The following is a 26,000-nucleotide window of genomic DNA, read 5'->3' on the forward strand; positions in this document are numbered from 1 at the left end:
GTCGTCCACAGGCTCGGGAAGGGCCTTGCCGGAACCCCGCGAGGCGCCGAACCTGGGAGTATGACAGTCCGTGGTCATACGCTCCCCGATCGTTCCCTCCTCCTGCGCGCCCTCGCCCCCATCGTGGGCCCGCTCTCCTCCGACGCGGTCACCTGCGACGTCACCGCCTCCTACGTGTGGGGCGTGGACCTGTACCCGTCCGGTGTCCGCGCCACCCGGGCCCGGCCGCACGTGTCGCTCCCCCGGGGCGTACGGACGGGCGGCACGCCGGTCATCGCCCACCGCGATCCCGTGTCCGCGGCGGACCGCACCGTGGTGGAGGGCGTGCGGATCACCACGCCGGCGCGCACCGCCGCCGACGTGGCCGCCCGCGCGCCCTCGGTGTTCATGGCCACGGCCCGCCTCGACGCCTTCCTCTCCCGGGGGCTGGTCACCAGGCGGGAACTGGTCGGCGCCACGTACCGGCCCCGTTCCGGGCACCAGCTCCGTCAGCTGCGGACCGCCCTGCGCTACTCCTCGGAGCTGAGCCGGTCGCCCGCCGAGTCCTGGACCCGGGCACTGGTCCTGGAGGCGCACCTGCCCCCGCCCGTCCCTCAGTGCCCGGTGGTCACCGACGAGGGCCTGTTCCACGCCGACCTCGGCTGGCCCGACCAGAGGGTGGCGCTGGAGTACGACGGCCTGGAGTTCCACTCCTCGCCACCGGCGCTGGCCAGCGACAGGCTCCGTTACACCGCCATGCGGGCGCGGGGCTGGGAGGTGGTCCCGGCCAGCGTGTACGACCTCCAGTGCCGCCCGGAACGGCTGCTGCGGCGGATCCTGGACACGCTCACCCGGCGGGGCTGGTCCTGCCCTCCCGAGCGCCTGGGGCGCGTCCGCGCCCGTGTGCGCGCCTACGAGAAGGCCCCTCCCCGGCTGTTCGACCACCGCACGGGCTGACGTGCACGGTCCCCGCTACCGCTGCCCAGGAGGAAGGAGGTGCATGACGTGGACCGGGGCAACGCCCTACCGGAGTACGCGGCCCTGCTCCTGGTCGTGGCGTCCCTCCTCGTGGCGGCCACCGCGTACGGGCCGCTGGAGCCCCTCCCCCAGGGGTTGCGCGGCGCCGTACACCGGATCCTGGACGCCGCCGCGGGCCCCGCCGACGTCGGCGGCCCGGTGGGCGCCTCACCCCGGGGCGACGGTGCTTCCGGCGAAGGTCCTGGAGATCGCCCTCCCGGTGACGGGGCCGGGACAGGCGACGGCGGGGCCACAACCGGCCACGGACCCTCACCGGGACACGGCTGGAGGCTGGACCCGGCGGCGGCCGCGGAGGCGGTCCTGCGCTGCGCGCCGCACCCGCTGGCGGCCCGCGTGGACTGCGCACTGGCCCTTCTGGGACTGCTGGACTCAAAGGTGCTGGAGGCGACCCTCCTACGGCTGGAAGCCGACGAGCTGCGCGAGCTCTTCCTCAGCCGTTCCTTCACGGCGACCGGGGCGGCCCGGACGGCGGTGCGGCTGCTGTGGGAGCACGCCTCGGAGGAGACCCTGCGGCGGCTGTCGCGGACCCACACGTTCGGCTTCCTGCGTCCGTTCACGGACGGGCCCCACCACGACTGGGTGCTCGTCTTCGTGCGTGTGGGCGGTGATCACGTGCGTGCGACCATCGAACGGAACACTGCGTCAGCGCGTCGTACCACCCGTCACCCCCGGGTGCCAGCCGAAGACGACCAGCATGACCCCCGCGATCCGTCCCCCGATCGCGTGAAGACTCGCAGAAACGAGGCTCAAGGCCGTGTCGATATCGTCGATACCGCACAGCTCCGACTCCGACGACCAGCCTCCCGGCCCCGGAGAGCGGCCGAACCTGCTGGTGTCCGCCCTCGTGGTGCTGGCCTGCGTGGCCGTGGTCGCCAGCGGATGGGGCGTGGCCAGGGTGGCCGTGGGCGATCCCCTGCATCCGCTCGGCGCCGCCGAGGATGCCGGGCCCGAGCAGCCCCGGGCCGGGGCTGCCGTCTCCGAGACCGACCCCGAGGACGTCGGGGCCTACGTCGAGGCCGCGGCGGAACTGGTGGAGGGCTCCTCGGCCTTCCACATCACCTTCAGCGTGTACGGGGACGGGAGCGCTCCCCGGGACGGTATGGCCGCCGTCCCCGTCGGCGGGGGTGGGGACGCCCCCGCCGACGCGTCCCCGGCCGACACGCGCCCGGACGCGGACACGACGGGCCGGGGAGAGGCCGTGTACGACTCCGGGGCCGAGCCTGAGTTCGACCACTCCCTCACCACCTCCGGGGGCGGGAGCGTGTACCGCTACGACGTGGGCGACGGGCAGCTCATGATGACCGCCGACCGGGGCCTGGAGCTGCTCGACCCGCCCAGCACGGCCGACCGTTACCTGTGCTCCCAGAACTTCGGCTCCGCCAAACTGCGCGAGATACTCGACACCTCCACCGACCTGGTGCTGACCGGCAGGGAGGAGGTGTCCCTGGAGGGATCGGTGCGGCGCACCACGCACAGCGCCCACCACTACACCGGCACCTTCACGGCGATGCTGGGCGGCTACGACTCGGAGTCGGGGAGCAACACCCTCACCGCCGTGGAGGACGCCGGGTTCGAGCTGTGGATCGATGAGCGGGGATATCCGCGCAGACTCGACTACCGCGCCGCGGACGGCGTCGGGGAGAGCTACGAGTACCACTCGTTCAGCTGATTCCGGCCCTCACGGTGACCAGGTCGGGCACGCTGACGGTGTCGTCCAGCTCATAGGCGTAGGGCGGGTCGGGCACGTCGCCGCGCAGGTCGGGCTGTTCGGAGTCCACCAGCAGGTTGTCGCGGGTGACCACGTTGCCGGGCTCGTCCTTCTCGGTGAACACCGACAGGCGGGTGCCGTCGAAGTAGTTGCCCTCCACCAGGACGTTGGAGTCGTGGGCCGACTGCACCCCGTACTCCGGGTTGGCCCGGAAGTAGTTGTTGAACACGTGCACGTGCTCGGCGAACCGGGCACGCGGGTGGCGGCCCGAGGTGCCGTCGAAGTAGTTGTGGTGCACGGTGACCCGCAGCGCTCCGTGTTCGTCCTCGCCATCGCCGATGGTGAGCGCCGACTCGCCTTCGGTGAAGTGGTTCCAGGACAGGGTGACGTTGTCGGCGCCGTCGGAGACCGAGACCAGGGAGGAGTCACCGCCTCCCGCGAACGTGGAACCGTCCACCCACACGTGGTGGGCGCCGCCTCGCACCGCGACCGCGGTTCCGTCGGTCTCCAGGCTCAGGTTGGACAGGACGACGTTGCCGGAGCCGTCGACCACGAGCCGGCCCCCGGTCAGCTCGGCGCCGCCGTCCACACCCACGAGGGTCTTGTCCGAGCCGACCCCGACCGCACCGTCCAGGTCGATCCGGCCGCTGACCTCGACGGTGAGCGGCTCCTCGGCGGCCAGGTGGTCGGCCAGTTCGCCGGTGTCGGAGGCTGTGACGGTCTCTCCCCCGGCTCCACCGGCCACGCCCGGGTACTCCTCCCCGTCACGTTCCAGGGGCTCAGCCGCCCAGCCGACCGGGTTCGGGGCCCCCTCCTCACCGGGTGTGCCCTGCGGCGGAGGGCTGGCCTCGTCGCCCTCGGGCGTGTCCGGCTCGGCCGCCGCTCCCAGCGGCGGTTTCGCCGCGGCCTCCTCCACGTCCTCGGAACAGGAGGTGAGGGCGGCGCACAGCAGCACCGCCGCGGTCGCGGCGGCGATCGGATGAGATCTCATCGAGGGCTTTCCAACGAGCGGGGGTGAGGGGTGTGGGGGCGGGGTGTGCTCCGGGTGCGGCGCCCGTCGCGGACTTCACGCGGCGGGACGTGTGTCCGAAGAGCACGCCTGAGGCGTGTTCGGCGGATACTGCTCGTCGCCTGGAGAGCGCTGCGCGAAGCGCGACCGTTGGGGGTCGGTGGTGGGCGACGGGTGGGCGCGCAGCCAGAGCACGTATCCGCCGAATACGCCTTAAACCTTGCCACAGCCCGGTTCCCGGCCCCAACCCCGGGCCGGGGCCGGCGCCGGATCCCGGTGCGCGGGGCGCGGGGCGCGGGGCGCGGTACACACGTGAGGGCGCCGCTCCCCTCACGGGGACCGGCGCCCTCACGGCCGCGGGTGCTCAGGGCACCGCTTGCGGCGTCGTTACTCGGCTACTCGGCGGCCCAGCCGATGTCCTCGTAGACGTAGCCGGAGGCCAGGCCGTACTCGCCCCAGTTGTGCAGGTCCTCGTTCACCACGTACAGGCCCGGGCGCTCGAAGAACGGGACGGTCACGACCTCCTCCCAGAGCAGGCGGTCGATCTCGTTGGCGAGCTCGGCGTAGCGGTCCGGGTCGGTCTCGGCCCGCATCTCGTTGAACTTGTCCTCGATCTCCTGGGTCGAGTGCTGGGCGAGGTTGTTGCCCCACTCGCCTTCCTCGACCGGCATCCCGTAGTTCTCCTGGGCGTCACCCGCGTAGGGGTTGGAGCCGACCAGGACGTACGTGGCGACCTCGTAGTTGCCCGGGATGACGTAGTCGGAGAACAGGGCGTTGCTCGGCACCTGCTGGACCTCGACCTCGACGCCGATCTCGGCGAGCATCTCGCGGCCGATCTCGGCCTCGTCCTGGGCGATGGCCATGTCGTCGGAGGCCACCCAGTCCAGGGTCAGCGTCTCGCCGTCCTCGTTGGTGCGGACGTCCGCGCCCTCCTCCAGGGTCCACCCGGCCTCGTCGAGCAGCTCCTCGGCGCGCTCGGGCTCGTACTCGCCGTACCCCTCGCTGTTGTTCTCGTAGCCGTGCTGGCTGGAGCGCAGCAGGCGGTTGACCTCACCGGTGATCGGCCAGCCGACCGCGCCGAGGGCGACCTCGGCGAGGGCGTCGGTGTCCAGGCCCAGGGAGATGGCGTGGCGGACGCGGACGTCCTCCAGGTTCGGGCTGGCGCCGTTGAGCGAGGCGAACCTGGTGCCGTGGTTGATGGCCTCGGTGAAGTAGGCGCCGTCCCCCTTCTGGTCCTTGAGCAGCTCGTAGCCGGCGGCGTCGTAGCCGAGGTAGAAGCCGTCGATCTCGCCGTTGTTGAACGCGCCGGCCATCGCGTCGGTGGCCATGGCGTCGAAGATGATCTCGTCCAGCAGGGGCTCGGTGCCCCACCAGTCCTCGTTCTTCGTGATCGTGATGCGCTCGGCCACGTCGTCGAACTCCACGTCGCCGAAGGGGCCCGCGGTGACGGGGTACTCCTTGACGTAGCCCTCCTTGAAGAGCTCGTCGTCCTCCATGTACTCCTTGGGGTACAGCGGGGAGAACAGGGACGGCCACTCGGCGTAGGGCTCGTCGAACTCCAGGGTGAAGGAGTAGTCGTCGTCGCCGGGGACGAACTCCGTGACCCGCTCGTACCCGTCGGTGCCGCCGAGCTCCCAGTCGCCCTCACGGAAGCCGCCGACGGTCTCCACCTGGGCCTCGTAGTCCTCGTAGGTGACGGGTTCGCCGTCGGACCACACCGCGTCGGGGTTGAGCTCGTAGGAGACCTCGAGGCCGTCGTCGCTGACCTGGTAGTCGAGCACGAAGTCGGTGTTGGGGGAGGCCGTGCCCTCGGCGTCGTAGCGGGTCGGGTCGGGCAGTACCGCCGCGGTCACACGGCGCACGTTGGCCTGGTTGCCCTGCGTGTGCCACATGTTGTGCTGCTCGTCGTAGGCGCTGAGGGCCCACACGAAGGTGCCGCCCTCCTGAAGGTCCTCGCGGGGAGCGGGGTTCAGGTCCTCGGCGGCGAGGGAGGCCGCCTGCTCCTGAGCGTCACCGTCGCCGTCGCCGTCGTTGCCGCAGGCGCTGGCCACCAGGACCAGGGCCGCGGCGGGGGCGAGATAACGCGCCTTCCCGATTCGCATGGGGATTTCCTCCTGTGGGGATGGTTCGACCAGCACGCGGGGCGGTGCTGGCCATGCCTGCCGCTCGCCGGGCTCAGGCCTTCGCCTGTCGCTCCGCGAAGTGGCAGGCGGCCGCCTGGTCGCCATCACTGACAGCCGTGACCCGCGGCTCGACGCTCATGCACTGCTCCCGGTCGGGCTCGGAGAGAGTGATGAACTTCTGGCACCTGGTCCGGAACCTGCAACCCGAGGGCGGGTTGGCCGGGCTGGGCAGGTCTCCGTCCAGGACGATGTGCGTGCGCGTGCGCTCCCTCTCCGGATCGGGGACCGGGATAGCGGACAGCAGCGCCTGGGTGTATGGGTGGGAGGGCCGGGCGTAGACCGAGCGGGTGTCGCCGATCTCCACGATCCGGCCGAGGTACATGACCGCGACCCGGTCTGCGATGTGCCGGACCACGGACAGGTCGTGGGCCACGAACAGGTAGGCCAGTCCGAGGCGCGCCTGGAGCTCCTGGAGGAGGTTGACCACACCCGCCTGGATGGACACGTCCAGGGCCGAGACCGGTTCGTCGAGCACCAGCAGCTTGGGCTCCAGCGCCAGGGCCCGGGCGATGCCGATGCGCTGGCGCTGCCCGCCGGAGAACTCCGCGGGGAACCGGCTGGCGTGTTCGGTGTTGAGGCCCACCAGGCCGATCAGCTCGAACACCCGGCGGGTGACGTCGGCCGGGGCCCTGCCGTGGGTGCGCAGGGGTTCGGCGATGATGTCGAACACCGTCATGCGCGGGTCGAGCGAGCTCATCGGATCCTGGAAGACGATCTGCATGTCCCGGCGCAGCCCGAACCGGCTGGACCTGCCCAGGCCCGCGGTGTCCCGTCCCATGACGGAGACGCTGCCGCGCTGGGGCTTCTCCAGCCCCATGATCTCCATGAGGGTGGAGGACTTGCCGCAGCCGGACTCACCGACCAGGGCGAGCGTCTCGCCCTCGCGGATGTCGAAGTCGATGCCGTCGACCGCGTACACGGTACCCACGCGCCGCTTGAGCACCATGCCCTTCATCAGGGGGTGGTGCTTGATGAGGTCCGTGACCCGCAGCATCTCGGCGCGGTCCTCGCGGCGCACCGTGGATGTCGCGGCCTCGGGGATGTCCGGCACCGGGTAGATGTCCTGGGCGGTCCACTCCTGGGCGGCGATCTCGCCGGAACGGATGCACGCCACCCGTTGCGCGTCGGTGTCCGCTTCGCCGCCTCGCGCCGGCGCGGCGCCCGCCTCGGCCCCCCGGGCCCGGATCTCCTCTCCGGAGGGCTGGGAACCGACCGCGAGGAGCTCGGGTTCGGCCAGCTCGCACTCGGGCTGGGCGATGGGGCAGCGCGGCGCGAAGGGGCAGCCGGGAGGCAGGTCCGACAGGGACGGCGGGGTCCCCTTGATGGGAACCAGGGCGCCCTGGCGTTCGAGGTCCATGCGGGGCACGGCGCCGAGCAGGCCCATGGTGTAGGGCATGCGGCTGCGGTAGTAGATGTCGTCGACGCTGCCGGTCTCCACCGGGCGGCCCGCGTACATGACCAGGACCCGGTCGACGAACCCGGCCACGACGCCGAGGTCGTGGGTGATCATCACGATGGCGGCGCCGGTCTCGCGCCGGGCGGTGCGCAGCAGGTCGAGGATCTGCGCCTGGATGGTGACGTCCAGGGCCGTGGTGGGCTCGTCGCAGATGATGACGTCCGGCCTGTTGGCCATCGCCATGGCGATCATGACGCGCTGGCGCATACCGCCGGAGAACTCGTGCGGGAAGGAGCGGTACCGCTGCTCGGGGTTGGGGATGCCGACCAGGTCGAGCAGCTCGACGGCGCGGGCACGGGCCCTGGCCTTGGGGAGCTTGGCGTCGTGGACCAGGACGGCCTCGGCGAGCTGGTCGCCGACGGTGTACACGGGGGTGAGCCCGGACAGCGGGTCCTGGAAGACCATGGAGATGACGCTGCCGCGCTTGCGCGCCATGGTGCGGTCGTCCAGGCCCAGGATCTCCTCGCCGTGCAGACGCACCGATCCGGTGATCCTCGCGTGCTCGGGCAGCAGGCCCATGGCCGCCATGGAGGAGACGGACTTGCCCGAACCGGACTCACCGACGATGCCCAGCACCTCGCCGCGGCTGACGGCGTAGTTGACGCCGCGTACGGCGCGGACGTCGGGGTTGCCGTTCATTCCGGGGAAGGTGACGGTGAGGTCGGTGACCTCCAGGACCGGTGTGTCGCCGGTGCCCCCGGTGTGCGCGTCCTCTGCGGTCGCGACGGTGTCAGTGCTCATAGTGGGCCTCCCCAAGGGCGTGTGTGATGGATGCTGTCCGTCGCGTGAAGAGCGCTGAGCGTAGGCGTCGGTTGAGGGGGTGGAAGGGCGACAGGCGTGAAGAGTGCCGCGCCGTGGGCGTCGGCAGGGCGGGTGTCTCCATACACGGGCCTAGGACCGGCGCGACTTGGAGTAGGGGTCGAGGGCGTCGCGCAGCCCGTCCCCGACCATGTTCACGGAGAGCACCATCACGATCAACAGGGCCGTGGGCAGGGCGAACACCCACGGCGCAGTGGTGGCGAACGAGGAGCCGTCGGCGATGACCATGCCGAGGCTGATGTCGGGCGACTGTACGCCCAGGCCGAAGTAGCTGAGCGCGGTCTCACCGATGATCGCGGCGCTGACCATGACCGTGGCGTCCGCGATGAGCAGGGACGACATGTTCGGCAGGATGTGGCGCAGGATGATCTTGTGCGAGGGGACGCCCATGAAGCGGGCGGCGTGGATGTACTCGCGTTCGCGCAGCGAGATGGTCAGGCCGCGCACCATCTTGGAGGTGACCATCCAGCTGAACGCGGCCAGCAGGATGACCAGGATGAGCCAGCCGCCCTGGCCGATGAAGTGCTTGGACAGGATCGCCAGGATGACGAAGTTGGGCAGGACCAGTGCCAGGTCAGCGATCCACATCAGGCCCCTGTCGGTCACCCTGCCGAAGTAGCCGGCGAACGCGCCGACGAGTGCGGCGAACCCGGTGGAGATGACGGCGACCAGCAGACCGATCATCAGGGACTTCTGTAGACCCGCCGTGGTCTGGGTGAAGATGTCCTGACCGGTGCGGTTGGTACCCATCCAGTGCTCGGCCGTGGGGCCTTCGAGCAGGGCCCCGTAGTCGCGCTGGCCCACGTCCCAGCCCGTCAGGAGCGGGCCGGTGAAGGCGATGACGGCCAGGACGAGGAGCAGGACGATCCCGACGATGACGCGTCGGGTCCCGATCAGCTGGCGCGTGATGTCCTTGAGCCGGTTCGGTGCCGGGGGCACGGCCGGTGCCTGTTCCGATGCCGTGCTCTCTTTGGTCGTGCTCATGGCGTGGTCTCCAGCTGGACTGCCGCGGCGGCGCGCGGAAGGGGTCGAACGTGGCAGCGAGGCGCACCGGGGGCGGCGCGGGGCGCGGGCGCGGTCACACCCGCACCCTCGGGTCGAGCCATGCGTAGAGGATGTCCGAGAGGAAGGACGCCGCCATGATGGTGATCGCCATGAACCACGAGACGGCCGCGACCACGTGGACGTCCTGGCGGAAGATGGAGTCGATCAGCCACGCGCCCATGCCGTGCCAGCCGTAGATCTTCTCGGTGAACGTCGCACCGGACACCAGCGCGCCGAAGGTGAACGTGAAGTAGGTGATGGTGGGGATCAGCGCGGTGCGCAGGGCGTGCTTGAACAGCGCCTGGCGGCGGGTGAGCCCCTTGGCCATGGCGGTGCGCACGAAATCGGAGCCGAGCACGTCCAGCATCATGTTGCGCTGGTAGCGGGCGAAGGCGGCGAACAGCGCGATGGCCAGGACGAGCGTGGGCAGGATCGCGTGGTGGATCCGGTTGGCCAGGAACTCCCACCACGCCCCGTCGAAGCCCGCCGAGTACTCACCGGAGTAGCGCAGCAGCTGGAAGCCGAGTCCGTCGTTGAGGGTGACCGCCATGACCTGGACGACGATCGCGATGACGACCGTGGGCACCGACAGCACGAAGAACGACACGGCGGTGGCGGCCTTGTCGAAGCGGCGGTACTGGCGCACGGCGGCGTAGGCGCCCACCGCGATACCGATGGCGCTGCCGAGGATGGTGGCGACCGTGATCAGGCGCAGGGTGACGCCCGCCTTCATCCACATCTGCGAGGTGACGTCACCGCCCTGGATGGTCCTGCCGAAGTCGCCGGTCAGCACACCGCTGATCCAGGTGGCGTAGCGCTGGGCCAGGGGCGTCTGGTCGTTGAGGTTCAGCGCGTCCAGCTGGGCGTTGACAGCCTCCGGTGTGGGCGGTGGCTGCATCTGCTCGAAGTAGCCGCGCGGATACAGGTTGGTCGCGGCGAGCAGGTAGGCGAAACTCGTCGCGAGAAAGATCAGCACGACGTAGTTCAGCAGTCGTCTGACCAGGAACTTGCCCAAAACTATCTCCGAACCTCACAGCCGAGCCCGGCGCTTGATCCCGTTTGTGCACGGTCGTTACTGGGTGGCCCCCGTGGCCCACGGTTCGGAGTGCTCCACGAGTATGCCAACGGTGGTTGGCATCGTTAAGCCTTCGCGATTCCGCGACCACCGGTGGGTGTAACGCCCGGTGACTGCCGAAACACACTTGCGTCCGGTTCACGATCCGTGACCGGAATGTCAAAAGTCTGCGGGAGCGCGAGACACTCGACGGTAACCACTCCATCAAGAAAAGACAACGGTGCCTACTTAACCACCTGATTGCAGTCGGTTTGTCAAGATTTATACTCACGGCAATGACACCACTCTGCATAGTGACCATATGCGTCATGAGCTGGGTAAACGGCATTCACCGACGAGAGGGGACGCATCAATCTCCACAGAGGGGCACAGGATCTCCAAGGGTTCCGTCCAATGTTGGTACGGCACGAACGGCACAGAACCCCAGTTCCCAGGGTCGGCACCGTTCATCGGACGGCCCGGTGAACAGCCGGCGGGCTCCGGGGAAACACCCGTCGCGTCTTCCCCTTCTCCCGCCCTTCACTCCGGGTGACGGAGTGTTAAGTAGCGCTCACGTTCGTCGGCGAGCCCTCCTTGGCCGTCGAACGCCCCGGCACCCGCACGGGCCGGCCCACTCCCCGTGCGACCGGGACCGAACCGGCCACCGCCGTCGATCTGAGCCGGGGCACCAGCGGCGCCGGGGAGCCCGACACCGCCGCCCCCCACCAAGTGCCCAGGGAGCGGGCGGCGTCTCCCGCCATTCCCAGAACGGTCCAGGTCACGGGGCCGGTCAGGGCCGCACCCCTGTCCCGCCGCCAGGACACCACGTGCGGCAGGACCAGGGCCGCGCCCGCGGTCACCGCGATCCGGCCCGCGCGGCCGGGCCGGCCGGGGCGTGGGCCACGCCACCGGGCCGCCCTTCGGAGCGCCTCCTGAGCCGTCCTGGGCGCGTCGCGGTGGTCCCCGCCTCCGCGCGCCCGGTTCCAGACGACCGCGCCGCCCACCGCCACCGCGGCGACCAGCGGCCACCATGCCGTGCGGGCCGCGCGCGTTCCCGTCCGAACTGTGTGCGCCAGGTCCGCGCCGGCCACCCGCACCGCCTCGGGAAGCGGGGTCCGGACCCCGTTCACGAGCGTGCCCGCCACCGACGCGCCGCCCAGCGCACCGGCTGTCAGAGCGGCTCCGGGACGGCCGGAGGCCGCCAGGGCGAGTCCGACCGCACCGGCCCAGGGCAGTTCGGGTCCGGCCGCGCGACGGCCGTGGCGGCGGGCCAGCGGACCGGCGACCGCACCCGAGGTGAAGCAGGCGCGCAGGTAGCCGCCCAACTCGGTGACCGGGGGCGTCCACACCCGGGAGCGGGGTTCGTAGCGCACCGACCAGCCCTCGCCGACCAGCCGCCACAGCAGGTCGAGTTCGGCGGCGGCACCCAGTTCGGGGGCGAACTCGGCGGCGGCGCGGCGCAGCACCAGGGAGGGAACGGGCCGCAGCGGGTCGGCGTGCTCGTTGGCGGGGCCGGGGAGCGCCTGTTCCGGTACCGAGTGCCCCCAGGGCAGGACGGGCGCGGGATCGCCGCCGCGGTCCGCGCCCGTGCGGCTGGCGGCGACCGCGGCCACGGTCATCTGCATGTGGCCGAGGCAGAGGGCGCGGTCGGCCAGGACACGGGGCACTACGGCGGCCACGGCGGGATCGGCGAAGTGGCCCAGGGCGGTGCCCAGCCACCCGGCGGCGGGACGTGCGCCCGCCTCGACCAGGGCGACGAAGTCGGCCGAGCACGCGCGTAGTGCGACCGCCCGGGCCCCTGCTCCCCCGGAAGGCCCCGGAACCACACGGGCGCCGCGGCGGCGGGCCGTCCAGGCTTCGGGACCGGTGGCACCGACCACGACGGGCCGAAGTCCCGGGTGGTGTTCGGCGAGGCGGTCCAGGGTGGCGCCCAGAGCGGCGGGCCCCGCCTGTCCGACGACGGCCACCTCGACGGTGTCGGTGGGGGCCGGGGCCAGGGGGCGCGGGTGGGCGAATCCGATCCGGATCAGGCCGCGGGCGAGCAGGCCCTCGTCCGCTCCCTCGGGCGTGGACCCGCCCAGCCAGCGGATCAGCGCGCTGACATGGCCTGGGGAGAGCCGCACGGACCGCGGCGGGCACCCGCCGACGAGGACGTGTCCTTCATCGGTGAGACGTACCGCGCGGTCGATCTCGACACCGAAGCCGGGGAGGGGCGAGCGGGAGACCATGCTCACACCTTGTCTGGATACGGCATGGCGGCGCAAGACCGTGGGAACACCAAAAATCTCGGAGGGCTTAACCTAATCGTTATACATGCTCACAGGTCCCACTAGTTCCGAAACTCGGCCCATATGCGTCTCCCCCCGACCCCGTCACCAGACCGGGCGCCCTCTTTGGCCAGCTCAGAGGAGGCTACCCTGGCCAGGCCAGGTCAGCTGGGTTTCCGGGGAGGCGCGGAGCGTATGCTAAGCGCGAATATGCCCTTCAGTGTCGTAGGGCACATCCGCCACCAGACATGACCAACCGCTTCGGCCCGCTCTCAGGCCTCACCTCAGTCCAGGGGAAGCCCCGCGGCTTCTCCCCATCCCCCTGTCGCCGCCCTCAGACCGCGCACCCCGCGGTACAGCACCGCTCACCTCCCTGTCCCAGGGGGTTCCGACCTGTGTGGCCACCACGCGCCGTGACCCGTTACACGGGCACGGACGCCTGTCGAGGTTCCGGCGCTTTCGTTGCCATGCCCGCCGCGAACACACGTCCTCGGGGAGTGAACCCAATGTGTGAGACCGCAGCACCCCGCAGTTCCCTCATAACGCGTCACGAGCACGACCCCACTCCTAAGGTCGGCCCCCCAACGCCGGACGCGCTTCAGGCCTCGGCCCTCTCATCCAGTCCGTTCCAACGTCCGGCGAATTCCATGGAAGAGCAGACCCCTCACAGCACAGACGCCGCATCCGGGGCCGTACGACGGAGATTCCCGGGCCTGCCGAGCCAGATCGCCTACGCGAGGAGGTTCGTCGCCCGTCAGCTGGCCGCGTCACCGGAACTGACTACAGCGACACTGTTGACCAGCGAGCTGGCCACGAATGCCATCACGCACAGCGATTCGGGCCAGGCCACCGGTAAGTTCGAGGTATGTGTCCGTCTGGCGCCCGGATGGGCACGGGTGGAGGTACGGGATCTGGGCAACATGGTCGAGGCGCCGGAGCCCCAGCACCGGAACCCCTATGACACCGCTGAGCACGGTCGGGGCCTGGACCTGGTCGAGGCGCTCTCCAGCAAGTGGGGTACCGAACCGCGCGTCGACGGAAGGGGCCGCAGGGTCTGGTTCGAGTTGGTGTGGGACTGCGACGGCGACCCGGTGGCAGCGGACCCGGACTGACGGTCTCCGGGGCCGGAGCCGGGACCGCGCCGGTACGCCGCCGCGTCCGGAGCGAGCGTTCCCCTCACTCCTCGGCGGCGGCCGTCGAGGGGGCCGCGCCGTCACTGTCGTCGGTCGGTTGATGAATCCGGAAGCGCTCGTAGAGTTCGCGCGCGTAGTCCTTGGCCTCCTGCGACGGTTCGTCGCCCAGCTCGTCACGGACCAGGTCGTCGAGGCTCTTGTTCGTTTCGTCCATGTCCCGCAGCCTGCCTGGAGTGCGCGGATAGCACAAATCGACCCTCCGATGACGGAGCGACAACCCGGGATCCGCCCCGGCTATGGGCGGTTTGGGTCCGGTATCGCATCTGGGCTGCGCAAGCCGTTCCTAGCGGGGCGCGGTCGTCCCTCCGACGGGCTCCTGTCGCCCTTGGTGGCTCACATGCTCCGTGACGACGTGGTGATGAAGAGCCGCGCGTGTGCACACCCCGTTCCGGGTTTCCACGACACCTTCGTGGACGGCCCGGGCAGCGGTTCCGGGAGACCCGCTGCCCGGGCCTTTCCGGAACCGCTGCCGTATCCGGCCCGTGGGCCGGTGCGAGTCCGGCTTCCTCCCGGGGAAGGCCCCCGCGGCACCCGGGAAGAGACCGGGTCAGCGCTGGCCTCGGACGGGCACGGACGCGCCCACTTCCTCGCGCAACTGTTCCAGGACGCCGGACAGGAGCCGGGACACGTGCATCTGGGAGTAGCCGAGGCGGTCGGCGATCTCGGACTGGGTGTGGTCGCCGAAGAACCTCAGCATGAGGATCTTGCGTTCCCGCTCGGGCAGGCGCGCCAGGGCGGGCTTGATGGATTCCCGCTCGACCACGCGCTCCAGGGAGCCGTCCTCGCTGCCCAGGTGGTCCTCCAGACGGGCGCCCTCCTGGCCCTCGGAGTCGGAGGAGTCCGGTGCGTCCAGCGACAGGGACCGGTAGGACTCCGATACCTGGGCCAGCTCGCTGACCTCGGCCTCGGAGATCCCCATCTCCTTGGCGAGTTCGGCGATGGTGGGGGTGCGCGCGTGGTTCTGTTGGAACTCGCCTGTGATGCGTCGCAGCTTGACCCTGTTCTCCTGGTGTCGTCGGGGTACCCGGATCGCCCAGGTGTGGTCGCGGAAGTGGCGCTTGATCTCACCGGTGACCGTGGGCAGCAGGTAGGAGACGAACGGCTTACCGCGGTCGGGGTCATAGCCGCGCACGGCTTTGACGAGTCCCACCATGGCAGTCTGCTTCAGGTCCTCCAGCGGTTCGCCGCGCCCCCCGTAGCGGCGCGCGATCTTGTTGATCAGGGGCTGGTAGAGGTCCACGACACGCTCTCGCAGCCTGTTCGCCCTGGGATCCCCCTCGCTCAGACCCCTGAGTTCTGCCAGGAGTTCCTCGGCTGAGACGTCCTCAACCGATCTGCGCGGGATGGGGATTACGGGCGTGTTTTCTGTTGTGTTCTGGGACACGTGGGAAGCGGTAGCGGACAAGAGAAAACCCCCCGGTGCTCTGTCCTGTTTTGTTCCTGGTGTAGCTGCCTGGTTGGCAGGCCCCAGCGGTGCGTCCCGCCTCTCGACCGATATCAGCAACCTACGGTCCGGCGGTGACGACCGTGGTGCGCAGAGTATGTTCCCTCAGAAACGGCTTCAAAAGCCGCAGAGCAAAATTTTGTTGTCGTGCGACAACTAACGGCCGCACATGCCCTCATGACCTGGAAAGACGCTGCCAAAAAAACCTCGCCCGCCACGCCCGGGACTCTCTCAAGGAACCTCCTGGCGCGACGGCCGCATCTTCCATGCTTGACATGTCACTTGCGGACACTCCCTCCATACCCCTGGATGCCTCATAAAACATATTTGTCACGTAGCTCACATATCGAACACTCGTTCGATTAATTTCGGCTGGGTATGGCGCCTTACCCCCGTTAGGGGGCACTCTCCGGATCGCGACGGCACGATCGTCCGCCCCGACGACGAGGGGGCGCCCCGCGCAGTGCGCGAAACGCCCCCTCGGAACCTGGTGCGGTCAGCCGACCGGCTGCTTGGCACGCTCGGCCCCGGGCTCCTTCTTGTCCCCCCTGCCACGCGCCTTGCGGTCGCGGCGGCGCTCACGGCGGGCCTGCCTGCGGGCCGTGCCGCGCTGCCTGGACCACTCCACCAGCTGGTAGAGGACCGGGACCAGGATCAGTGTGAGCAGGGTGGAGGTCACCAGGCCGCCGATCACCACGATCGCGACCGGGCCGGAGACGAAGGCCCCGCCGCCCGCCAGGCCGGTGGCCATCGGCACGAGGGCGGCGATGGTGCCCGCCGCCGTCATCAGGATGGGCCTCAGGCGGTGACGGGCACCCTCCACGATCGCCTCGCCGAGCGGCATGCCCCTGTTCTGGTTCTGGTTGATCAGGTCCATCAGCACGATGGCGTTGGTGATCACGATGCCGATCAGCATCAGCATGCCGATCAGGGCGGCGGCACCGACCGGGGTACCGGTCAGCATGAGCAGACCCAGCGATCCGGTCGCGGCGAACGGGATGGAGATCAGCAGCATGAGCGGCTGGACCAGGCTCTTGAACGTCGCCACCATGATCAGGTAGCAGACGACGATCGCGACGAGCATCGCCAGGCCGATCTGGGCGAAGCCCTCTGTCTGGTCCTGGCTCACCCCGCCCAGACTGGCGTCGGCGCCCTCGGGCAGGTCCATCGTGTCCAGGGACTCACTGATCTGGGCGCTGACCCCGCCCAGGTCGGAGGCGGTGGCCGCGGCCGACACGGTGGTGCTGGCGATCCCGTCGATGCGGGTGAGCTCCGGCGGCTGACGCACCTCCTCCACCTCGGCCACGTCGCCGAGGGCGAGGGTGTCCCCGGTGGGGGACGCCAGCGGCAGGTCCTCCAGTTCGGCGACCGTCTGCGGGGCCTCCTCCGCCCGGACGACCACGTCGCGGCGGACGTCGTCGATGGTGACGGTGCCCGCGTTGCTGCCGTTGAAGGCGGCCGCGACCATCTGGCCGACCATGGCCTCGCTCATACCGCGCTCGGCGGCCTCCTCACCGTCCACGCGCACCTCCAGGGAGGCCTGTGACTCGGAGATGTCGCTGACCACGTCCTCGGCGCCGTCGATGCCGTCCAGCTCGTCCGCGACCATCTCCGCGGCCTCGACCAGGGTGTCCTGGTTCTCCGCGGTGACCCGCACCTCGATATCGGAACCGCCCATGCCTCCGGAGGAGTCCAGGCGCGGCTCGTGCTCGGTGTCCAGACTGGCGAACTCCTCGCGCAGCACGTCGCGGTTGCGCAGCTGGTCGGTCTCCGGGTCGGCCGTGACGGTGTAGTCGATCTGGTCGGTCCCACCGCCCATCAGCGGGTTGCCGCCGATATTGGCCTGGTAGGTGTCGATCCAGGCCATCCCGGACAGGACCTCCTCGACCTTGGCGGCCTCGGCGTCGGCGGCCTCCAGGGACGTACCGGGTTCCAGTTCCTGCACGACCGTGTAGGTGTTCTGCTCGGCCTCGCCCATCCAGTCGGTCTCGGAGGTGGCCGCCATGGCGAGCGTCCCGCCGAAGATGGCGAGGGAGGCGGCCAGGGTGACGACCGTGGCGGTCTTGCGCTTGGTCGTGATCCAGCGGATGACCGGCAGGTAGGCACGTTGCAGCGGGGAGCGCGACTCCCTCTCGTTCTGCTGGCGCTCGATGTCGCCCTGGGTGGAGTCTCCGACGTTGCGCGGGCGCATGAACCAGTAGCACAGCACCGGGGTGACGGTGAGCGCGACCAGCAGCGAACCGCCCAGGGCGAGGGCGCTGGTGACGGCGAACGGCATGAAGATCTCGCCGACCATGCCGCCGACGAAGGCCAACGGCAGGAAGACGGCGATGGTGGCGAAGGAGGACGAGGCCACGGCGACGGCGACCTCGCGCACGCCGTCCTTGACCGCGCTCATGCGTTCCTTGCCGTAGTCCATGTGCCGTCGGACGTTCTCCAGAACCACGATGGAGTCGTCCACCACGCGGCCGATCGCGATGGTGATGGCCGCCAGGGTCAGCATGTTGAGGGTGAACCCGAAGGCCTGCATCCCCACGAAGGCGATGAGGATCGACACCGGGATGGAGACGGCGACGACCAGGGTGGAGCGGAGGGAGAACAAGAAGACGAGGATCACGATGACCGAGGCGACCAGACCGTAGGCGCCCGCCTCGAACATGTCCGTGATGGAGTCGTTGATGAAGGGAGCCTGGTCGAAGACCACGGAGACGTCGGTGTCGGAGCCCAGCAGATCGGCTTGTTCGTCCAGGACGGCCTGAACGCCGTCGGAGATGTCGACGGTGTTTCCGTCGGGTGTGGCCATGATCATCAGGGCGATGCTGGGCACGCCGTCCAGGCGGGCGATACTGCCAGCCTCGTCGGTGACGAGTTCGACGTCGGCGACCTCGGAGATCCGGACGGGTGAGGGCGCATCGGCCGGAGGCGCCCCGGGCACCGCGGCGGACTCGTCGACGCCCTGGGAGGGCTGGACCCACAGGTCCTCGACCTCCTCGATGGAGGTGAGCTGTTCGCCGGTGGTGACGCTCAGGGACCGGCCGTCCTCGTCGATGGACCCGCCGGCCATGAGCATGCCGTTGCTCTCCAGGGCCTGTGTGAGGTCCTCGGAGGTGATCCCGGCGGAGGCGAGCTCGTCCTCGTCCGGAACGATCTCGACCTTCTGCTCGGGCACCCCGGAGAGGTTGGCCGAGCGCACGCCGTCGACGGACTCCAGTTCGGGGATGAGGACGTTCTCGACGGTGGAGGCCATGGCCTGCTCGTCGCCGTTCTCGGAGCTGACGGCCAGGAGCATGGCGGGCATCATGTCCGAGCTCATGGACATGACGGAGGTGTCGGCGTCCTCGGGGAGCATGCCCGAGATCTGGTCGACGGCGACCTGCGCCTCGCGGACCAGGGCGTCCTGGTCACGGCCGTAGTCGAACTCCGCCATGATCTGGGCGGAGCCGTTGCTGGAGGTGGAGGTGACGGTGTTGACGCCCTCCACGCCCTGGAGCGCCTGCTCCAGGGGTTCGGTGACCTGGCCCTCCACCACCTGGGGTGTGGCACCGGAGTAGCTCCCCGTGACCATCACCATCGGAAGCGAGACCTCGGGGAAGAGCTCGCGCTTGGCCGACATGGCGGCGAGGACGCCGAAGGAGAGGACTGCCAGGGTGATGAGCAGGACCAGCGCCCGGTTGCCGAGCGACATGACCGAGAGGCGGTTCACGTGTTCGCCCCTTCCGCTCCGGTGGCGGCGGTCCCCGCCTGGGGGCGACCCGCGGCGCGGGCCGTTGCGGCCGATCTGGACATGAGAGGTTCTCGCTCCTAGTTCACTGCGGACCACGGGGGCGGGCCGTGGTGTGCGGGTCGTCCAGTGCTTGTCGGCGCCCGTCAGAGCACACACGTCGTCCGTCGGTCCTGCCACCGGTTGCCGGTTTGGAACTGGTCTCTCGAACGTGTGGTGGTGGGGATGCCGGTGTTCGTCCGCGAGGCGCGGGACACCCGTGTCAGCCGTATGAGCCGTGCTTCACGCATCCACCGGGCGCACCATTCACCATACGTCGCGTTATATCTGGAGTTGAGCCTCCCCCGCCTGATTCAGGGGCTTCTCAGGGACACGTCAGCCTTCTGTCAGGGGGGACCCTGACCAAAGTCGGAGCCCTCATCCGGAAGTCGGAGCCCGAGATCGACACGGTGCGTCCTCCCCTGCGCCGCGGGTGACGGTGGCACGTAGCGGACATCACAGTGAAGGTTTCCGGTCCACCGGATCAGACGGTCCGGTGTTCCTCCACCGGCTCGTGCGGCTGGGCGGTGCCCCACACCACGCGCAGGAGGTCCTCCAGGGCGTGGGACAGCGAGTCGTCCACGAGTTCATAGCTGACCTGTCGCCCTCGCGCGAAGGTGCGCACCAGCCCGCAGTCACGCAGACAGGCGAGGTGGTTGGAGACGTTCTGCCGAGTGAGCCCCAGGTGCTCAGCGAGCCCGGCGGGGTAGTGGGGGCCGTCGAGGAGCGCCAGCAGGAGGCGGCAGCGAGTGGGGTCGGCCAGGGCGCGCCCGAGGCGGTGGATGGCGGACAGGCGCTGTTCGGAGGTCAACATGAAAACCATTGTACATAGCTTGCTGTATAGACAGCTAGGGCTGTATAAACAGTGTTGGCTGAACCATGGGCGCCGTCATCCGCGGCGCCCGTGAACGGAACCGCAGGACAGGGGGCGCCGATGGGCGCGGGACACGGCCACGGACACGCGGTCACCGCGGGGGCGGCCAACAGCAGACGGCTGGCGATGGTCCTCGGGATGATGCTCACCGTCGCCGCGGTCCAGGTGACCGGTGCCGCGTTCAGCGGCAGCCTGGCCCTGCTCGCCGACGCCGGGCACACCGTCACCGACTCCTTCGGCGTGGTCCTCGCCCTGGCCGCCGTGTGGATCGCCGCGCGGCCCGCCACCAACAGGCGCACCTTCGGCTACCAGCGCGCGGAGATCCTCGCCGCCGCGGTCAACGCCCTGGTGCTGTTCGGCCTGTGCGGGTTCATCGTGGTGGAGGCGGTCGAGCGGCTCCAGAGGCCCGCCGGGGTATCCGGGCTCGGCATGGTCGTCGTCGCCGCGTTCGGTCTGGTCATGAACATCGGCGCGTTGTTCGTACTGCGCTCGGGAGCCCAGAGGAGCCTCAACGTCAAGGGCGCCTACCTGGAGGTCATGAGCGACGCCCTGGCCTCGGTCGGCGTCATCGCGGGCGGAGCCGTGGTCTGGATGACCGGGTGGGCACGGGTGGACACCCTCGTGTCGCTGGGCATCGCCGCGATCATCGTTCCCCGTGCCTGGGCTCTGCTACGAGAGGCCGTGCACATCCTGCTGGAGGCCACGCCCAAGGACATGGACCTGAGCGAGGTACGCGACCACCTGCTCGGGCACCCCGCCGTACTCGACGTCCACGACCTGCACGCCTGGACCATCACCTCCGGGGTACCCGTGATGTCGGCGCACGTGGTGGTCGCCGAGGAGCACCTCCACGACAGCGGCCGGATGCTGGACGAACTCCACGCGTGCCTGACCGGTCACTTCGACGTCGAGCACTCCACCTTGCAGTTGGAACCGCCCGGCCACGCCGACCACGAGGGCCCCCGACACGCCTGAACCGCCGCAGCCCCGCCGAGGAACGGTCCGTGGACGCCCGTACCACCCCCCACCGGGGTTTACGATGCTGGGCGGACCGTCGACGTGCCACGATCTGAGCCCTCTGGCACAATTCCTCGCGGCCAGGTGACAAGGAGGAACCGTGGCACCCTTTCCGACCCCCGACCAGCGATGAGCACGAAGCCGCCGAGCGCGAGCATTCACGCCCTTCGCAGGTTGGTCCGCGGATCCTTCCTCCCTCGGAAGACGTCCGTGCTGGCGCACCGGATGCGCCTGGACTCGCGTTCGACCCGCGAGGCCCGCGGATGGCGCAAGCCCGCGCGGGTGTTCCTCCTGGTGTTCGTGACCGTCGACCTGGCGGGCACGGCCCTGCTGATGACACCGCTGGCCACGACCGGTGGCGGGGGGCTGACGTTCGTCCAGGCCTTCTTCACCGCGACGACGTCGCTGGCGGTGTGCGGCTTGAGTGTGATCAGCGTCGGCAGCGACCTCAACACCTTCGGCCACGTGATCATCCTGCTCCTCATGCAGGTCGGCGGGATGGGGATCATGACCCTGGCCTCCCTGCTGGGCACCGCGATGATCCACCGGTTCGGTCTGCGCATGCAGCTCAACGTGCAGGCCGAGACCAAGAGCCTGTGGGTGGGCGACGTACGCGGTGTGGTCAGCCGGGTCGCGGTGATCTTCCTGGTACTCCAGGGATGCACGTTCCTGCTGATCACACCGAGGATGTGGCTGGGCTACGACATGTCCTTCGGAGAGGCCCTCTACTCAGGCTTCTTCCACTCGATCTCGGCCTTCAACAACGCGGGGCTCTCGCTCTACGACGACAGCATGACCGGCTTCTCCGGCGACGTGTTCATCCTGATGCCCGTGGCCTTCGCGGTCATCCTCGGCGGTATCGGGTTCCCGGTCCTGCTGGAGCTGCGGCACCAGCTGCGTACCCCGCGCGTGTGGAGCATGCACACCAAGCTCACCGTCACCACCACCGCGATCCTCTTCGCGGCCGGGGCGCTGATGGTGACCGTGATGGAGTGGAACAACCCGGACACCCTGGGCCAGCTGCACTGGTGGGCCCGGATCACCGACGGCTTCTTCCACGGCGTGATGCCCCGCAGCGGCGGCCTCAACGTCGTCGACACCGGCCAGATGCAGGACGCCACGCTGCTGATGACGATCATGCTCATGTTCGTCGGCAACGGTAGCGCGGGAACGGCCGGGGGGATCAAGGTCGCCACCCTCGCGGTGATCTTCCTGGTGGTGCTGGCCGAGGTCCGCGCCCAGGACAAGGTGCACGTGTTCGACCGCCAGCTCTCGCCCGAGGTCATCCGGCAGTCGCTGAGCCTGGTGTTCCTGTCCGCGTCGGTCGTGGCGTTCACCACCCTCCTGTTGCTGCGCACCACCCCGTACGACACGCTGCCCGTGATGTTCGAGGTGGTATCCGCCGTCGGCGTGGTCGGCCTGTCCACCGGCATCACCCCGGACCTGGCCCCCTGGGTGCAGTGTCTGCTGGCCATACTCATGGTGGCCGGCAGGATCGGCCCCATCACTTTCGTGACGGCGCTCGCCTTCCGTGACCGCCGTCGCCGCTACGATCTCGCCAAGGCGCGGCCGATCATCGGTTGAGGCCCTCCGGCACAGAAGGGAGAGATCCGTGCAGCAGCACAGGAGACCCACCGACAGGCGCGTCCTGGTCATCGGCCTGGGCCGGTTCGGCAGTTCGCTGGCGCTGGAGCTGGTCAGCCGAGGATGGGAGGTGCTGGGCGTCGACTCCAACTCGCGCATGGTGCAGACCTACGCCGACGCCCTCACCCACACGGTGATCGCCGACGCCACCGACGAGGAGGCGCTCTACCAGGTGGGCGCGGCCCAGTTCCACCGGGCGGTGGTGGCCATAGGCACCCACCTGGAGGAGAGCATCCTGGCCACCTCACAGCTGGTGGACATGGGGGTGTCCACCATCTGGGCCAAGGCGACGAGCCGTCGGCACGGACGGATCCTGGAACAGGTGGGTGCCCATCACGTGGTGCTGCCCGAACACGACATGGGCGAGCGCGTGGCGCACCTGCTGTCGGGACGGATGCTCGACTACGTGGAGCTGGAGGAGGGCTTCTCCCTCGGCAAGACCAAGGCGCCGCGGGCGCTGATCGGCAAGACCCTGCGTGAGACGAGGGTCCGCCAGCAGTACGGGATCACCGTGGTGTCGGTGAAACGGCTGGGCGCGGAGTTCACCTACGCCACCCAGGAGACGGTGCTGAACAAGGGCGACGTGATCGTGGTGGCGGGCAGGACCGACGACGTGGAGCGCTTCTCCGAGTCCACCTGAGCCGAGCCGGGCTGCCCCGGTCCGGTCCGGCCTGGTCCCCCCGGAGGTTCCACGCCAAACGGGCGAATTGACAACCGTTTTCATTTTCCCGAGAATTGACCCATGCGAACTGGGACGACCATGCGAGCCGCCGCCCTCGGCGCCGCGACACTCATGACGATCACCGCCTGCGGAAGCGGCGGCGAAGGGGCGGACGACTCGGGTGTCTCCCCGGCCGAAGCCGACATGACCGTGGTCACCGGCGTCTATCCCCTGGAGTGGCTGGCCACGGAGATCGGCGGTGACCAGGTAGCGGTCACCCAGCTCACCGATCCGGGCACCGAACCCCACGACCTGGAGCTCACCGGCCGCCAGGTCGCCGAGGTCAGCGAGGCCGACATCGCCTTCTACGTGGAGGGCTTGCAGCCCGCCGTGGACGACGCGATCGACCAGGAGGCCTCCGAGATCGCGCTCGACGTCGCCGGCCTCGTCCAGCTGCGGTCCGCCGACGAGGCCGAGGACGAGCACGGGCATGAGGGGGACGAGCACGCCGACGAGGAGGGCCACTCCGGGGAGGAGGACCACGACCACGGCGAGTACGATCCCCACTTCTGGCTGGACGTGGACCTGATGGCACAGGTGGCCCAGTCGCTCAGCGACCGCATGGCCGAAGTCCACCCCGACGGAGCCGACGGCTACGCGCAGAACGCGGAGACCGTGACCGCCGAGCTGGAGGCGATCGGACAGGAGTACGAGGAGGGCCTGTCCTCCTGTGAGCACGACGAGGTGGTCGTCGGGCACACCGCCTTCACCTACCTCACCGATGCCTACGGCCTGGAACAGATCGGTGTCAGCGGGGTGGACCCCGACACCGAGCCCTCGCCCTCGCAGATCGCGGAGATCACCGACACCGTCCGCGCGCACGACATCGACACCGTCTTCACCGAGCCGCTGATGCCCACGGCGACCGCGGACACCATCGCCGCGGAGACCGGCGCGCGGGTGGAGGTGCTCGATCCCCTGGAGGGCGTCACCGAGGACTCCCCCGGCGACGACTACCCCTCGATCATGCGCGGCAACCTGGACGCGCTGACCACCGCGCTGGTCTGCTCCTGAGCGACCTCGCCTCCGAGCCCCATCGGGCCCGCGGCATCCGCTCCGCGTCCGGTGGGGCTCTCGTCTTGCCCGCCTTTTCTGCCCATCGGCCGACCCGTCCACCACCGCGTTCTCACAACCGGATTACACAGCGCTTACATACCGCAAAACCCTCGGACAAGTGGCGGAGGTCACGCTATGCTTGTGAACGCGTCGGTGCGAATGCACGTGCAAGTGGCAGTGCATCGGCACGAACACTCCCCTCAAGGAACGAAGGAGCAGCATGACCGCACACAACGGCGTCCCCGCGACCAACCTCTCCGGCGCCGCCTGGCAGAAGGCCAAGCGCAGCAACTCCCAGGGGGCCTGCGTCGAGATGGCCCGTCTCGGTGATGGTTCGATCGCCGTGCGCAATTCCCGTTTCCCGGCCGGACCGGCCCTGGTCTACACCCAGGAGGAGATCGACTGCATGATCCTGGGCGCCAAGGACGGAGACTTCGACAACCTCCTCAGCTAGGGCTGCCGTCCCGCTGAGCCACCGGACACGTCGGTGTCCTCGAAACACACAGGAGGGGTCGTCACCGGCCGGTGACCCCTCTCCCCGCGCCGGCCCGGTCGCCGCGCCCTCATCAGGGTTGACCGGGGGCGGACGCACACGTGGGGGTCCCGGACGGGACTCCCACGGTGAACACGGGTGAGCCCGCCACGGAGGCCGATCACCGTCGGCAGGTCGCACCGGAAAACCGGAAAGGCCCGCCGCGGCGAGCCCCTGGTGGTTGACGGCCTCTCCGCCCCAGGCCCCTCCCCGGACGGAAGACACGCGCTCAGTCCTTGTCCAAGTCCTCCAGCATCTCCCTGGCATGTTCAGCGTCTCGTCGGGCGTGGCCGCGGCGACGCTCAGCCGGGTCATGGCCTTGGTGTAGGTCTCCACCACGGGACGGCGGTCGATGATCTCAGCGTCGGTGAGCTGCTCCAGGTAGACCATGTCAGCCAGTTCGAACTCCGAGTAGCGCAGGAGCGTGAACGAGCCGGCCTCGGCGGCGTGCGCGCCCACCGCGAAGGGGACGATCTGGAGGGTGATGTTGTCGTACTCCTCGCTGAGCTCGATGAGCCACTCCAGCTGGCCGCGCATGATCTCGCGGCCCTCCTCGGGGCCGCCGATGGGTCTGCGCACCGCGGCCTCGTCGAGGATCACCCACATGCGCATGTTCTTGTCCGTGCGCAGACGGCGCTGTCTCTTGAGCCTGGCCTCCACGCGCTGCTCGGTGACCTGATCGGTCTCCACGCCACCGGAGATGATCGCCCGCGCGTACTCCTCGGTCTGCAACAGGCCGGGAACGAACTGGGACTCATAGATGCGGATGTGGTCGGCGGCCTCCTCGAAGCCGACATAACGGATGAACCACTTGTGCAGTGACTCCCCGTACTCCTTCCACCATCCGGGCTTGTTGGATTCGCGCGCGACTTCGAGGATTTCCTTGATCCTCTTGCGGTCGGTGACCCCGTACATCTTGAGGAGGTCCTCGATATCGCGCAGCTTGAAACCAACCCGGCCAAGTTCCATACGGCTGATCTTGGACGCCGACGCACGAATCTTGTTCCCGGCGTCCTCACGGCTGATACCGCGTGCTTCGCGGAGTTGGCGCAGCTCGTGTCCGATCAGCATGCGGCGCACAGTGGGGCCGCTCCCCTGGCGCAACCGAGCGATATCCACGTTCGCCGCCTCTCCGTCATTCCTCGAACAAGGGTATCCGGACCGTCGGTATACCTTTGCCATACGGTCAAGACACTACATGT

General features: G+C 69.4%; 18 protein-coding genes and 1 pseudogene. 8 read left to right on the forward strand and 11 right to left on the reverse strand.

Annotated elements, in window-relative coordinates:
• The first annotated feature begins 60 nt into the window (after window positions 1-60).
• Together AC0T5L_RS07465 and AC0T5L_RS07470 are read left to right on the forward strand one after the other, a co-directional pair.
• On the forward strand, window positions 61-936 hold the full coding sequence (locus tag AC0T5L_RS07465; RefSeq protein WP_476164648.1) for a hypothetical protein: 876 nt from the start codon (window positions 61-63) through the stop codon (window positions 934-936).
• 835 nt (window positions 937-1,771) lie between these two features.
• Entirely contained in the window at window positions 1,772-2,686 is a 915-nt protein-coding gene (locus tag AC0T5L_RS07470; protein WP_476164649.1) for a hypothetical protein, read from the forward strand.
• Here the strand turns inward: AC0T5L_RS07470 and AC0T5L_RS07475 are convergent.
• The 6 genes from AC0T5L_RS07475 to AC0T5L_RS07500 form a co-directional block, all read right to left on the reverse strand.
• Window positions 2,679-3,716: a pectate lyase family protein gene (locus AC0T5L_RS07475; RefSeq protein ID WP_476164650.1), complete on the reverse strand. Its 1,038-nt coding sequence runs from the start codon at window positions 3,714-3,716 to the stop codon at window positions 2,679-2,681. The genes AC0T5L_RS07470 and AC0T5L_RS07475 overlap by 8 nt on opposite strands.
• Before the next feature lie 413 nt (window positions 3,717-4,129).
• Entirely contained in the window at window positions 4,130-5,836 is a 1,707-nt protein-coding gene (locus AC0T5L_RS07480; protein WP_476164651.1) for an ABC transporter family substrate-binding protein, read from the reverse strand.
• A 73-nt stretch (window positions 5,837-5,909) separates the two neighbouring features.
• Complete coding sequence (locus tag AC0T5L_RS07485; protein WP_476164652.1) at window positions 5,910-8,114, reverse strand: dipeptide ABC transporter ATP-binding protein; 2,205 nt, start codon at window positions 8,112-8,114, stop codon at window positions 5,910-5,912.
• 150 nt (window positions 8,115-8,264) lie between these two features.
• Window positions 8,265-9,176, reverse strand: coding sequence for an ABC transporter permease (locus tag AC0T5L_RS07490; protein WP_476164653.1), 912 nt, complete (start codon window positions 9,174-9,176; stop codon window positions 8,265-8,267).
• A 94-nt stretch (window positions 9,177-9,270) separates the two neighbouring features.
• Window positions 9,271-10,251 (reverse strand): ABC transporter permease, encoded by a 981-nt coding sequence (locus AC0T5L_RS07495; protein WP_476164654.1) that lies wholly within the window; start codon window positions 10,249-10,251, stop codon window positions 9,271-9,273.
• Between the two features lie 599 nt (window positions 10,252-10,850).
• A complete protein-coding gene (locus tag AC0T5L_RS07500; protein ID WP_476164655.1) occupies window positions 10,851-12,518 on the reverse strand; it encodes a family 2 glycosyl transferase in 1,668 nt (555 codons plus the stop codon).
• 686 nt (window positions 12,519-13,204) lie between these two features.
• Between AC0T5L_RS07500 and AC0T5L_RS07505 the strand changes: the two genes are divergently transcribed.
• A complete protein-coding gene (locus tag AC0T5L_RS07505; RefSeq protein ID WP_476164656.1) occupies window positions 13,205-13,669 on the forward strand; it encodes an ATP-binding protein in 465 nt (154 codons plus the stop codon).
• 64 nt (window positions 13,670-13,733) lie between these two features.
• Here AC0T5L_RS07505 and AC0T5L_RS07510 read toward each other — a convergent pair whose 3' ends face one another.
• The 4 genes from AC0T5L_RS07510 to cmtR all read right to left on the reverse strand — a co-directional run bounded on the left by AC0T5L_RS07510 (window position 13,734) and on the right by cmtR (window position 19,768).
• On the reverse strand, window positions 13,734-13,904 hold the full coding sequence (locus AC0T5L_RS07510) for a hypothetical protein (protein ID WP_476164657.1): 171 nt from the start codon (window positions 13,902-13,904) through the stop codon (window positions 13,734-13,736).
• 393 nt (window positions 13,905-14,297) lie between these two features.
• A complete protein-coding gene (locus AC0T5L_RS07515; RefSeq protein WP_476164658.1) occupies window positions 14,298-15,155 on the reverse strand; it encodes a SigB/SigF/SigG family RNA polymerase sigma factor in 858 nt (285 codons plus the stop codon).
• Window positions 15,156-15,690: 535 nt separating this feature from the next.
• Window positions 15,691-18,897, reverse strand: coding sequence for an efflux RND transporter permease subunit (locus tag AC0T5L_RS07520; protein WP_476164659.1), 3,207 nt, complete (start codon window positions 18,895-18,897; stop codon window positions 15,691-15,693).
• Window positions 18,898-19,438: 541 nt separating this feature from the next.
• Entirely contained in the window at window positions 19,439-19,768 is a 330-nt protein-coding gene (gene cmtR / locus AC0T5L_RS07525; protein WP_476164660.1) for a Cd(II)/Pb(II)-sensing metalloregulatory transcriptional regulator CmtR, read from the reverse strand.
• Between the two features lie 120 nt (window positions 19,769-19,888).
• Here cmtR and AC0T5L_RS07530 point away from each other — a divergent pair, with 120 nt between their 5' ends.
• The 5 genes from AC0T5L_RS07530 to AC0T5L_RS07550 all read left to right on the forward strand — a co-directional run bounded on the left by AC0T5L_RS07530 (window position 19,889) and on the right by AC0T5L_RS07550 (window position 24,720).
• Window positions 19,889-20,803 carry a cation diffusion facilitator family transporter gene (locus AC0T5L_RS07530; RefSeq protein ID WP_476164661.1) on the forward strand — a complete coding sequence of 305 codons (915 nt, stop codon included), beginning with the start codon at window positions 19,889-19,891 and terminating at the stop codon, window positions 20,801-20,803.
• 267 nt (window positions 20,804-21,070) lie between these two features.
• Window positions 21,071-22,429, forward strand: a complete 1,359-nt coding sequence (locus tag AC0T5L_RS07535; protein ID WP_476164680.1) for a TrkH family potassium uptake protein — start codon at window positions 21,071-21,073, stop codon at window positions 22,427-22,429.
• Window positions 22,430-22,457: 28 nt separating this feature from the next.
• Window positions 22,458-23,129, forward strand: coding sequence for a potassium channel family protein (locus AC0T5L_RS07540; RefSeq protein WP_476164662.1), 672 nt, complete (start codon window positions 22,458-22,460; stop codon window positions 23,127-23,129).
• 120 nt (window positions 23,130-23,249) lie between these two features.
• Window positions 23,250-24,224: a metal ABC transporter substrate-binding protein gene (locus tag AC0T5L_RS07545; protein WP_476164681.1), complete on the forward strand. Its 975-nt coding sequence runs from the start codon at window positions 23,250-23,252 to the stop codon at window positions 24,222-24,224.
• Between the two features lie 262 nt (window positions 24,225-24,486).
• Window positions 24,487-24,720: a DUF397 domain-containing protein gene (locus tag AC0T5L_RS07550; protein ID WP_476164663.1), complete on the forward strand. Its 234-nt coding sequence runs from the start codon at window positions 24,487-24,489 to the stop codon at window positions 24,718-24,720.
• Between the two features lie 307 nt (window positions 24,721-25,027).
• Here the strand turns inward: AC0T5L_RS07550 and AC0T5L_RS07555 are convergent.
• A pseudogene (locus AC0T5L_RS07555) lies at window positions 25,028-25,869 on the reverse strand (helix-turn-helix domain-containing protein).
• Window positions 25,870-26,000: the final 131 nt, after the last annotated feature.

It is taken from the genome of Nocardiopsis sp. TRM 82005 (genome assembly GCF_056312425.1).